Here is an 11,517-nt window from a genome sequence, read left to right on the forward strand (position 1 = left end):
CAAGGTGAGGAGGCAGGGATATGAGTGAATCGATTTCGTCTCGGGGGAACAACCCTACGACTGCGACGAATACCGGACCGTCACGGCGCGCATTGCTGAAGGCGGGCGTCGCCGCAGCGGCGACCGTGCCGTTCCTGATGCGCGTCGATGAAGCGATTGCGCAGGGGATCGCGCCGAAACGGGGCGGAACGCTCACCAGCCTGCTGACGCCTGAGCCGCCGGTGCTGATGGTCGGCGTCAACGCCCAGGCACCGACGCTTACCGTTGTCAGCAAGATTTTCCAGCCGTTGTTCACGTATACGCCGACGCTCGATTTCGAGCCCGTGCTGGCCAAGAGCTGGACAGTGTCGGACGACAAGAAGGTCTACACGTTCCGCCTGCAGGAGAACGTGAAGTTCCACGACGGCAAACCGATGACGGCGGATGACGTCATCTTCTCGGCGATGAAGTTCTGGATGACGCTGTCGCTGCGCGCGCGCATCGTATTCGCCCGCATCGAAAAGGCGGAGGCGCCGGATCCGCACACGGTGGTCTTCACGCTGAAGGAGCCCTTCGCGCCATTCCTTTATGGCTTCGGCGGAACCGGTTTCACCATCGTTCCCAAGCATCTCTATGACGTTGCCGACATGCGCAACAATCCCAATAACGCCAAGCCGGTCGGCACCGGGCCGTTCAAGCTGGCGGAATGGCAGCGCGGCAGCTTCATCAGGCTGCGCCGCAACGATGATTACTGGAAGCCGAACCAGCCTTATCTAGACGAGATCGTCTATCGTATCGTGCCCGACAGCCAGAGCCGCGCGGTAGCCCTGCAGTCCGGCCAGGTTCAGCTCGCCGGCGGCAATGATATCGAGCCATTCGACCTGCCGCGCTTCCAGGCGCAGCAGAATCTGTCGGTGACCCTGAAGGGTTGGGAATATTACGGCCCGCTCGCATGGATCGACATCAACAAGCGCGTCAAGCCGCTGGACGATGCGCGCGTCCGCCGCGCCATGAGCATGGCGCTCGATCGCAACTTCATCCTGCAGAAGCTCTGGTTCAACAGCGGCAAGGTCGCCACCGGCCCACTCTGCGAGACCACGAAGTTCTACGATGCGTCGGTCAAGCTGCCGCCATTTGACATCGCTGCCGCGAACAAGTTGCTGGACGAAGCCGGTCACAAGGCGGACGGGTCTGGCGTCCGCTTCACGATCCGGCATATGCCGTTGCCCTATGGCGAGGTCTGGACGCGCCTGTCCGAATATTTCCGCGCATCGATGCAGAAGATCGGCATCAATGTCACCATGGATACGACGGATGCGGGCGGCCACACCGCGCGTATGGCGAAGTGGGATTACGACACGTCGATCAACTACATCTATCAGGTCGGCGACGCCAATATCGGCATGGAGCAGTACTTCACGTCGGAGAACATCAAGAACGTCGCCTTCAACAATGTCGGCGGCTACAACAATCCGCGCATCGATGAAATCCTTGCCAAAGCGCGGTTCGAGATAAATCCGACCGAACGCCAGAAGCTGCTGTCCGAATTCCAGCGGATCGCAGTCGAGGATATGCCCTACATCTATCTGATCCAGATGAGCTTCCCGACTTACTATTCCAAAAAGCTCAACAACACGATCACGACGGCAATGGGCATTGCCGACGACTTCGACGACGTCTTCCTCACATGACGCAGAATCGTCTTCAAGCGATGCCCCGCCTGATCGGATGGCGGGTGCTCAAGATGGCGGCGATGGTTTTGGCTATCGTCGTCGTCAACTTCCTCCTGATCCACGCTGCCCCCGGCGATCCCGCAAGCGCGATCGCCGGTCAGTCGGGGCAGGCCGATGCCGAATTCATGCAGCAATTGCGTGAGCAGTTCGGTCTCGACAAGCCGCTTCCGGTGCAGTTGTGGATCTACGTCCAGAAGGTGCTGACGCTGGATCTCGGCGTATCCCATCGCCTGCAGAGGCCGGTTCTGACCGTGATTTTCGAAAGACTGCCGGCAACGTTGCTGCTGACAGGAACGGCATTCGCGATCGCGCTGTCGAGCGGCATCGCACTTGGCGTCCGCGCAGCCCGCAAGCCGGGTGGCGTTGCCGACACCATCATAATGGGTGTGTCGCTGTTCTTCTATGCCACACCGCTGTTCCTGGTGGGCATCGTGCTGGTGTTGGTCTTCGGCGTCTGGCTGAACTGGCTGCCGACCTTCGGCATGGAGACCGTCGATGTCCCGTTGCACGGTCTGGCGCGCATGGCGGATATCGCCCATCACGCCATCTTGCCCGTGGTGACGCTCGCGGTGTTCTATTCTGCCGTCTATGTGCGCCTGACGCGGGCATCGATGGTCGAGGTCTCGAGCCATCCCTTTATCAAGACCGCGCGTGCCAAGGGCGCCACGGAAGGCCGCATCACCTGGGTCCATGTGCTCCGGAACGCGCTGCTGCCCGTCATCACGCTCGCGGGCATCCAGGCAGGGCATCTGATCGGCGGGTCCGTTCTCGTCGAGACAGTGTTCGCATGGCCGGGGATCGGCAGTCTCGCATTCGAAGCGCTGTTGGCACGCGACTACGACCTGCTGCTCGGCATCTTCCTGTGCACATCGGTGGTCGTGTTGATCTTCAATCTTCTGACTGACCTTCTTTATCTCGCATTCGATCCACGGGTTCAGGCGCTATGAAAAATTTCATCAGACGCTATCCCCGTATGGCGGTCGGCAGCGCGATCATGCTCTCCATCGTCGCCATGGCGCTCACCGCGCCAATCCTGTTTCCGTTCTCTCCGTGGGACATGCGCGGAACCCCGTTCGAGCCGCCGGGCAGTCCGGAATTCCTGCTTGGCTCCGATGCGCTCGGGCGCGACATCGCGGCAGGGATCGCGCATGGCGCGTGGGTCTCGCTGATGATCGGAGGAGTCTCGACGCTGGCATCGCTTGGCATCGGCGTCAGCCTCGGCGCGCTCGCAGGCTATGTCGGCGGCCGTGTGGATGATGCCGTCATGCGGTTTGCGGAATTCTTCCAGACCATCCCCAGTTTCCTGCTGGCGATCCTTCTGGTCGCGATCTTCCGCCCGAGCATCTTCTCGATCATCGCTGCGATCGCGCTGGTGTCCTGGCCACCGGTCGCCCGTGTCGTCCGTGCCGAGTTCCTGTCGCTGCGCAAGCGGGAATTCGTTCAAGCAGCCGAAGTCCTCGGCGTCTCTCATACGCGGGTCGTGTGGCAGACATTGCTGCCGAACGCATTGCCGCCGGTGATCGTGCTGGGAAGCCTGATGGTGGCCAACGCGGTGCTGACGGAGTCTGCATTGTCGTTCCTAGGCCTAGGCGATGCCAATTGGATGTCCTGGGGCTTTCTCGTCGGCTCCGGGCGGAGCGTGATCCGGATGGGCTGGTGGATCAGCGTTCTCCCGGGCGTTGCCATCTTCATCACGGTGCTCGGACTCAATCTGCTCGGGGAAGGGCTTCAGACATGGCTCAATCCGCGTCTGTCGAAGCGGGATATGCCATGACCAAGACTCTTCTCACCGTTGATGACCTGTCGATCGGGCTGCCGATCTATGCGGATCGTCCGCGCGCCGTCAGCAATGTCAACTTCTCGCTCAACGAGGGCGAGATCCTGTGCGTGGTCGGCGAGAGCGGCTCCGGAAAATCCATGATCGCCAATGCGATCATGGGGCTGCTTCCCAAGGAGCTGCCCGTTCTCGGCGGTCGGCTCGATCTGCAGGGTGTCGAACTGCTGAAGCAGACGCCGGCGCAGCTCCGGAGCCTGCGCGGCGCCCGAATGGGCATGGTGTTCCAGGAGCCGATGGCGGCGCTCAATCCGCTGATGCGGATCGGGGATCAGATCGCCGAAGTGTTCCAGGTTCACGGGCTGCCGGGCAAGGAAGAACAGGTGGTCAGCCTGCTCAAAGCGGTCAACCTTCCGGACCCGGAAGCGCTGATCCATGTCTATCCGCACATGCTGTCTGGCGGCCAGCGGCAGCGCGTCGTGATCGCGATGGCGATCGCGCTGGAGCCATCACTCCTGATTGCCGACGAGCCTACGACGGCGCTTGACGTGACGACCCAGGCGCAAATCCTCAAACTGATCCGCGAGATCCAGAAGCGGCGCAATTCCGGCGTCCTGTTCATCACCCACGATTTCGGCGTGGTGCGGGAAATCGCCGATCGCGTGATCGTCATGAAAGACGGTGAACTGGTCGATCAGGGGGCGACGAGCGACGTCCTCGAACGCCCCGTGCACGACTACACCAAGAAGCTGCTCGCGGCGATGCCGAAGCCGAACATGGACCCGCCACGGCCGCGCGCCGAGCAGACGGTCCTCAAGGCATCCAGCCTGCGCAAGACGTTCTGGCGCGGAAGCAAGGAAGTCGCTGCGCTCAACAACATCAATCTCGATCTGCGCAAGGGCGAGACCATCGGCCTTGTCGGCGAAAGCGGATCGGGCAAGTCGACCTTCGCCAGGACCATCGTCAATCTGATCACGCCCGACAGCGGCGAGATCCGGTTCGAGGGAACGGACCTTCGCGGGCTGTCCCGTAAGCAATGGAAACCGTTCCGCAAGCGCATCCAGTTCCTATTCCAGGATCCGTTCGAGTCCCTGGATCCGCGCCGTTCGGTCGGGGACATCATCGCGGACGGGCCCATGGCGCATGGAGCAAGCGCGAAAGAGGCGCGCGCCATTGCGCGCGAGAAGCTGCAGCTTGTCAGTCTCGATCCGTCGGCGCTGGATCGCTGGCCGCATGAATTCAGCGGCGGGCAAAGGCAGCGCATCGGCATCGCGCGTGCTTTGGCGCTGAATGCCGAATTGCTGATCGCCGATGAACCGGTCTCGGCGCTCGACGTATCGGTGCAGGCCCAGATCCTCGATCTCTTGGAGGGCCTGCGTGACAAGCTCGGCCTGTCGATGCTGTTCATCACCCATGACATGCGGGTCGCCGCACAGATCTGCGATCGCATCGCGGTCATGAAACTGGGCCAGATCGTTGAAGAGGCGCCGGCCAGGGAACTGCTGTCCAATCCGCAGCATCCCTACACGCGAACATTGATCGCGTCCGTGCCGGGACTGGCGGACGAAAGTGCCAATTATCGCGCTGTGGAGGCTTCATGAAGGTCATCTCGTCGCCGGTTCAGACAAGGCATGATCCGCAGCAGATCATGCTGCGCGGGAGGATGATCAAGCCTGTTGAGCAACCCGAGCGGCTGCGCATCCTCGCCCAGAGCCTTGCGGAAGACGGGCACGAGGCCATCGAGCCCGGCGCCCATGCACTCGATCCCGTCCGTCGGGTTCACGATCCGCTCTATGTCGATTTTCTCAGCGAGGCTTATGCCGAGTGGCAGAAACTTTCCGATGCCAGCGTCGAGGTGCTGCCGAACACGCATCACTATCGACGCGCATCGCAAGCGGGCCAGCCGCCGGGGCGTGTCCCGCAATCCATCACCGGAAAAGCCGGCTGGTATGTCAGCGACCTCAACTGCGCCATCGGCGAGGGGACGTGGGAGGCGATCGAGGCGTCCGCACGCAGCGCCATTCATGCCGCTCAGCTCGTTACCGCCGGTGAGCGCAGCGCATTCGCTGCCTGCCGTCCGCCCGGGCACCACGCCTATCGCGATCAGGCGGCGGGATTTTGCTACATCAACAATGCGGCTGTGGTGGCCGACATGCTGGCTTCCAGCTTCGGGCGCGTCGCGGTGATCGATTTCGACACGCATCATGGGGACGGCACGCAGTCGATCTTCTACGGGCGCGACGACGTATTCGTCGGCAATGTTCACACCGATCCCGTCAATTACTATCCGTTCTTCATCGGCTATGCGGACGAACGCGGTTCGGGCAAAGGCGAAGGATACAATCTGAACCTTCCGCTGCAGCCCGGTGCCGGCGATTCCAAATTCGTCGCAGCCTGCACGTTGCTGAGCGAGGCTGCGGCGAGAGCCGGATGTCAGGCGCTCGTGCTGTCGGCCGGATGGGATGCCCACCGGGACGATCCGCTGTCGCTGCTTCGTGTGTCCGGCGATGCCTATCACCGGATCGGTGAAATTTTCGGCGCCATGCGTTTGCCGACCGTGATCGTACAGGAGGGCGGCTATTCGCTCGATGTCATCGCCAAGGCGCCACGGCGCTTCGTCGCGGGCTTCTCTGCGCGTCACTGAACGAGACTGTTTCTGAAGCATATGGAATTTCGACAGGCCATGAGTATCGCGGATGCCGTTGGGCAGGTCGATCAATCGAGGAGATCAAAGTTATGACCATTCGTCCGAATTCGATCGAGGCCCGTGACGTTGCGCGTGTCATGCACCCATACACGAACGCCGTCGTTCACGAGAAGGTGGGCCCGATGATGATCGAGGGCGGTGACGGCATCTATGTCATCGACAATGAAGGCAACCGATATATTGAGGGATTGGGTGGTCTGTTCTGCGCCTCGCTCGGCTTCAGCGAACAGCGCCTCGTCGATGCCGCGCATCGCCAGATGCAGAAGCTTCCCTTCTACCACAGCTTCGGCGGCAAGTCGCACGACACGGCCGTCGAGCTTGCCGAGCGTCTGGTCGATCTCGCGCCGGTGCCGATGAGCAAAGTGTTCTTCGCCAATTCCGGTTCAGAAGCGAACGATACCGCGATGAAGATGGTCTGGTACTATCACAATGCGATCGGCAAGCCGAACAAGAAGAAGATCATCTCGCGCATGCGTGCCTATCACGGTGTGACGATTGCCTCAGCAAGCCTCACTGGCCTCGCGAACAATCACCGCGATTTCGACCTCCCGATCGATCGCGTTCTGCACACGGAGTGTCCGCTGCACTATCGCTATGCCAATCCCGGCGAAAGCGAAGAGGATTTCGCGACCCGCTGCGCGGATGCCCTCGAACAGCTGATTCAGAAGGAAGGGCCGGACACGATCGCCGCCTTCTTCGCCGAGCCGCTGATGGCCTCCGGTGGCTGCATCGTGCCGCCGCCCACTTACTACGAGAAGATCCAGGCAGTCCTGCAGAAATACGACATCCTGCTGGTCGCCGATGAGGTGATCTGCGGTTTTGCGCGCACCGGCAACATGTTCGGCAGCGAAACCTTCGGCATGAAGCCGGACATCATAACCATGGCGAAGCAGTTGTCGGCGGCCTATCAGCCGATCGCGGCCGTGATGGTCAACGAGAAGGTCTATCAGGCCCTCCGTGAGGGAAGCGGCAAGATCGGCACCTTCGGCCACGGCTTCACCTATGGCGGTCACCCGGTCGCCACGGCTGTCGCGCTCGAGACGCTCAAGATCTATGAGGAGCGCGACATGGTGAACTATGTCCGCTCCATCATGGGCGATTTCCAGGACGGTCTGCATGCATTTGCCGACCATCCGCTGGTCGGTAATGCCCGCGGCGTGGGCCTGATCGGCGCGCTCGAAGTGGTCTGCAATAGGGAGACGAAGGAGGTCTTCGATCCGTCATGGGGCGTGGCGGCGCATGTCGGCGAACGCGCGCTGAAGCACGGCCTGATTACGCGCGCGCTCGGTGACACCGTCAATTTCTGCCCGCCCATGATCATCACCAAGGCCGAGATTGCAGACATGTATGCCCGCGCGCGGCTTGCGCTCGACGAAACTCATGCATGGCTTCAGGCGGGCCGACCGGCTGCAGCCGTCTGATGCTATCGGCGAGCACCGGCGTCCCTCGGGGCCGGTGCTCGCTCTTTTTATGCCCTCAACGACCACGGTCCCCATCATGCGCAATTTCGAGACACCCGGACGTTCCCAGGCTTATGGCCGCGGCGGAATGGCCGCCACATCCCATCCGGCATCGACATTGACGGCCGTCGAGATCATGAAGGTTGGCGGTAATGCGATGGACGCTGCCATCGCGGCTTGCGCGGTGCAGTCCGTGGTGGAAGCGGGATCGACCGGCATCGGAGGCGATTGCTTCGCGCTGTTCACGCCGGCCGGCAGCAGCAAGCCGCTGGCCTATAACGGATCGGGACGCACGCCGGCTGCGGCAGAGGCCGACTGGTATCTCCGCAACGGAATTCGGAGCATCGAGCGGCAGTCGCCGCATGCGGTGACCGTGTCGGGCGCCGTGGAAGCCTGGGCCACGCTTGCCAGGGATCATGGCCGTCTGCCACTCTCGGAAATCCTCGCGCCCGCCATGGAGATGGCGCGTCGCGGTTATGTGCTGACGCCACGCGTCGCGTTCGATCTTGCCAATCAGGTGGCGATGCTCGATGCGGATGCAGCGTGCCGCCAGACGTTTCTTGTGTCCGGCAAAGCTCCGAAGGCCGGCGCGATCCAACGGCAGGAGAAACTCGGCGATACGCTCGAACTGATCGGACGGGAAGGGGCGCGTGCCTTTTACGACGGCGAAGTCGGGGCCACTCTGGCTGGTTTCCTTGCGGACAAGGGTGGACTGCACACGCGCGATGATTTCGCTGCCGCCAAGGGCGAATACACCAACCCGATCTCGATCAATTTCCGTGGCCGCACAGTATACGAATGCGCTCCGAACGGGCAGGGCATCATCGCGCTGATGATCATGAAGATCCTGTCCCGCTTCAAGCGGACGGGGGCGCCACGCGATATCGACAATCTCTACATTGAGGTCGAGGCGACGCGTCTCGCTTATGCCGCACGCGACAAGTTGCTGGCCGATCCGGCCATGGCCTCCGTGCCTGTCGACTACATGCTGTCAGACGAACTTGCCGCATCATTGGCCGCGAAGATCGATCTCAACAAGGCGATTGCGGAGATGCCGGTGCTGTCCGGTACCGAGCATAGCGACACCGTCTACATCTCGACCGTGGACAAGGACCGTAACGCCGTCAGCTTCATCAACTCGCTATTCCACCCCTATGGTGCGGGCTTGATGGAGCCGAAGACCGGCGTGCTGTTCCATAACCGTGCACAGAGTTTCGTAATCGAACCGGGCCATGCCAATTGCATCGCCCCGCGCAAGCGACCGATGCACACGATCATTCCGGGCATGGTCTATGAAGACGGTCGCCCTTCGATGGTGTTCGGCGTCATGGGCGGGCACTACCAGGCCATGGGCCATGCGCATTTCCTGACCCGGTTGTTCGACCACGGACTCGATCTCCAGGCCGCCATGGATGAGCCGCGCCTGTTTCCGCTGCCCGGCAGCAACGCGGTCGAGGCCGAGGAAATCCTCCGGTCTGTGATCACAGAGCCGTTTGCTGCGCGCGGTCTCACGGTTCAGCCCCCACGTTGGCCCATCGGCGGCGCGCAGGCCATTGCGATCGACTGGCAGGGCGGCACGCTCATCGGCGCCTCGGACCATCGCAAGGACGGCCTTGCGCTCGGCTATTAGTCAGTTCACGAACCCATGGCCTCTCAATCCACGGGTGGGGATTGCTCATCAGAGGAGAGTTGAGCTTCGGGAAGCCAAGAGCGCGGATGTCCGCTCCTGGCGCAAAGCGGACATCGCCTTATTATTGCGCATGTGGCGACTGCCCTTGAAATCAGTGAGCCGAATTTTGACAGCTCTGTATTAACCCCAAGCATCGTCGAACGACATGAGATTCAGCGCACCATGAATCTATAGTTGGCTCGAATGTGGGGAGCCGTGCTGAGTGAAGCGCGAATCACTCAGGTCACGGTGAATACCCGTTTCCATCCAATTACATCTTCGGACTAGCCGCATCAGAATTTGATTCCCGCACTTACTGGCGAAGTCGTCTCACGAACAGTTCGAAAGCCTTTAGATGCGCGGCAACGAACTGACGGGTAGATTCGTCAGTGATGGTGTTCGCGGTGACGTCCACCTTCGTGTTGATGCTGCCAATCATCACCTCTGGCTTCGTGAATGCGATCGCATCCAGGAAGACCAGTACTTGGCGCAGGTGGTATTGCATGCGTGCACCAGCGACCGGTCCAGGTGACCCGCCGAGGATTGAGACTGGTTTTCCTGCAAACGGGGCATCAGGCAGTCTTGAAAGCCAGTCGAATGCATTCTTCAATGTACCTGGGATCGAATAGTTATATTCGGGCGACACGACGATCACGCCATCTGCAGCCTTAATTGCGGCACCATTGCTGTCACGGAAGCAGGAAAGCCTTCGGCTTGGATGTCAGCGTCATAGTGAGGCATGTCGCCAACTGATCCAAGCATTGTAATTTCAACATCGGATGGCGCGACTGCTGAAAGCGATCGCGCAAGTGCGCCATGGGACGACGCGCGGCGTAAGCTGCCAAGTAGCACGACGAATTGCAGAGGCGATTGGGTCACGTTGGGGGCCTTTCACGTTCGGCGGAGATCGGATGTACGGTTTGGGCGAAAGATATAGTCGTCTATTTGGCGGGTCGTCTTCTTTTGGTGCTCTGCTGAGCGTCAACCGAGGTGACGGAGTCACGGACCATCAATTCTGGTTTCAGCAAGATTCTGTCGTTTGAGATGGGCAGACCCTGGATCATAGAAACCAGGATGCAAGATGCCTGAGTTCCGAGATCTGCAGTTGGTGTCCGTACTGTCGTTAGTGCTGGTGCGATATCTTCCATGAACAGCATGTCGTTCATCCCAACGACCGAGATAGCGTTTGGACAGTCAATGCCTTTGCTTCGGAGGAAGCGCAGGCATCCAACAGCCAGCATGTCGTTTCCAGCGACGATGGCGGTGATGTCGTTGTGGTCGGCCAGGAGCCGTTCGCAGGCGAATTGGCCCTCTTCCACGGTAAATGCCTCGCCGAACACTGCGCTCGGTTCGACCCCCTGATTTGCTAGGGCTTTGCAGGCCCGTCGAAATCCCCGGTATCTGTGATAGCCGGTCGATACGTTCTGTGGGCCGCCGATGTGTGCGATCTTCCTATGACCGCGCTCAGCGAGGTGATGCACCGCCAATTCCATTGCCTTTGCGTCGTCGATGCGCACACTTGGCACGAACTCGCTTTCGGGATCGCGGAAGACTGCGACCACGGGAATGTTCGCTTCAACACAGACGGCAATCCCTGGATCGTTGCGCTCGAACGTCGCTACGATAAGGCCTTCGACGCCTTGCTGAATAAATCGTTCGATGAGCGCCGCTTGTCTGCCCGGGTGGTTGTCCGTGTTTCCGACGATCGTCACATATCCAATCTCTGCGAAACGATCTTCGATTGCACGAACGATCGGCGGATGCACGGGGTCGCCAAGATTCGATACAATGACGCCGACTGTTCGGGATCGCTGAGTCCGGAGCGCCGAGGCCATGGCATTCGCGCGGTAACCCAACTGCTTTGCGCATGTCTCGACGCGTTCGATCATCTCCGGCGAGATGAGATGGCGCTTTTCTGGATTTAGACCGCGCGACACCGTCGACCAGTGCACGCCAGCGCATCTGGCGACATCCACGATCGTGGTGCGGTTCGCCCGCTCCGGTAGCGTAGCGTTCGATGTTGTCTTGGTCTTTTTGGCCATAGCGTCCCGTGTGCCGCGCACCAAACGATCATTGCAGAGTGGCCATGTTGCACGATGTCGCACACGTGTGCAAAAAATCTTGACAAACGTGTGCATGGACATCAGTTTTGAGTAAACAAAAGCTGGGCACTGCATTGCGGTGCAGCAAAACGC

9 protein-coding genes are annotated in these 11,517 nt (G+C 60.6%); 7 read left to right on the forward strand and 2 right to left on the reverse strand.

Translation table 11 applies throughout. The features are described 5' to 3' along the window. Positions 1 to 20: 20 nt before the first annotated feature. The 7 genes from RPMA_RS07250 (at position 21) to RPMA_RS07280 (ending at position 9,283) form a co-directional block, all read left to right on the forward strand. The gene (locus tag RPMA_RS07250) at positions 21 to 1,670 is read left to right on the forward strand and encodes an ABC transporter substrate-binding protein (protein ID WP_211912185.1); all 1,650 of its coding nucleotides are present in this window, start codon (positions 21 to 23) and stop codon (positions 1,668 to 1,670) included. A gap of 20 nt (positions 1,671 to 1,690) precedes the next feature. After that, the gene (locus tag RPMA_RS07255; RefSeq protein ID WP_211913520.1) at positions 1,691 to 2,659 is read left to right on the forward strand and encodes an ABC transporter permease; all 969 of its coding nucleotides are present in this window, start codon (positions 1,691 to 1,693) and stop codon (positions 2,657 to 2,659) included. Further along, complete coding sequence (locus RPMA_RS07260) at positions 2,656 to 3,486, forward strand: ABC transporter permease (protein WP_211912186.1); 831 nt, start codon at positions 2,656 to 2,658, stop codon at positions 3,484 to 3,486. Before RPMA_RS07255 ends, RPMA_RS07260 begins: the two co-directional genes overlap by 4 nt. After that, on the forward strand, positions 3,483 to 5,087 hold the full coding sequence (locus tag RPMA_RS07265; protein ID WP_211912187.1) for an ABC transporter ATP-binding protein: 1,605 nt from the start codon (positions 3,483 to 3,485) through the stop codon (positions 5,085 to 5,087). The genes RPMA_RS07260 and RPMA_RS07265 overlap by 4 nt, the downstream gene beginning before the upstream one ends. Next, a complete protein-coding gene (locus tag RPMA_RS07270) occupies positions 5,084 to 6,130 on the forward strand; it encodes a histone deacetylase family protein (protein ID WP_211912188.1) in 1,047 nt (348 codons plus the stop codon). The genes RPMA_RS07265 and RPMA_RS07270 overlap by 4 nt, the downstream gene beginning before the upstream one ends. A 92-nt stretch (positions 6,131 to 6,222) precedes the next feature. Further along, entirely contained in the window at positions 6,223 to 7,614 is a 1,392-nt protein-coding gene (locus RPMA_RS07275) for an aspartate aminotransferase family protein (protein WP_211912189.1), read from the forward strand. 76 nt (positions 7,615 to 7,690) lie between these two features. Next, a complete protein-coding gene (locus RPMA_RS07280; RefSeq protein ID WP_211912190.1) occupies positions 7,691 to 9,283 on the forward strand; it encodes a gamma-glutamyltransferase family protein in 1,593 nt (530 codons plus the stop codon). A 352-nt stretch (positions 9,284 to 9,635) separates the two neighbouring features. On the opposite strand, the gene RPMA_RS28320 is transcribed toward RPMA_RS07280, so the two are convergent. Continuing rightward, positions 9,636 to 9,977: an NADPH-dependent FMN reductase gene (locus tag RPMA_RS28320; protein WP_305849006.1), complete on the reverse strand. Its 342-nt coding sequence runs from the start codon at positions 9,975 to 9,977 to the stop codon at positions 9,636 to 9,638. A gap of 286 nt (positions 9,978 to 10,263) precedes the next feature. Next, complete coding sequence (locus tag RPMA_RS07290; protein WP_211912191.1) at positions 10,264 to 11,364, reverse strand: LacI family DNA-binding transcriptional regulator; 1,101 nt, start codon at positions 11,362 to 11,364, stop codon at positions 10,264 to 10,266. Positions 11,365 to 11,517: the final 153 nt, after the last annotated feature.

Origin of the sequence: Tardiphaga alba, from assembly GCF_018279705.1 — a bacterium.
Taxonomy (GTDB): Bacteria; Pseudomonadota; Alphaproteobacteria; order Rhizobiales; family Xanthobacteraceae; genus Tardiphaga; species Tardiphaga alba.

What these genes read in the sequence shown, in the direction of transcription:
- RPMA_RS07270 (WP_211912188.1), top strand. Translation starts at nt 5,084, where the DNA reads ATGAAGGTCATCTCGTCGCCGGTTCAGACAAGGCATGATCCGCAGCAG.
- RPMA_RS07250 (WP_211912185.1), top strand. Translation starts at nt 21, where the DNA reads ATGAGTGAATCGATTTCGTCTCGGGGGAACAACCCTACGACTGCGACG.
- RPMA_RS07280 (WP_211912190.1), top strand. Translation starts at nt 7,691, where the DNA reads ATGCGCAATTTCGAGACACCCGGACGTTCCCAGGCTTATGGCCGCGGC.
- RPMA_RS07260 (WP_211912186.1), top strand. Translation starts at nt 2,656, where the DNA reads ATGAAAAATTTCATCAGACGCTATCCCCGTATGGCGGTCGGCAGCGCG.
- RPMA_RS07275 (WP_211912189.1), top strand. Translation starts at nt 6,223, where the DNA reads ATGACCATTCGTCCGAATTCGATCGAGGCCCGTGACGTTGCGCGTGTC.
- RPMA_RS07255 (WP_211913520.1), top strand. Translation starts at nt 1,691, where the DNA reads ATGCCCCGCCTGATCGGATGGCGGGTGCTCAAGATGGCGGCGATGGTT.
- RPMA_RS07265 (WP_211912187.1), top strand. Translation starts at nt 3,483, where the DNA reads ATGACCAAGACTCTTCTCACCGTTGATGACCTGTCGATCGGGCTGCCG.
- RPMA_RS07290 (WP_211912191.1), bottom strand. Translation starts at nt 11,364, where the DNA reads ATGGCCAAAAAGACCAAGACAACATCGAACGCTACGCTACCGGAGCGG.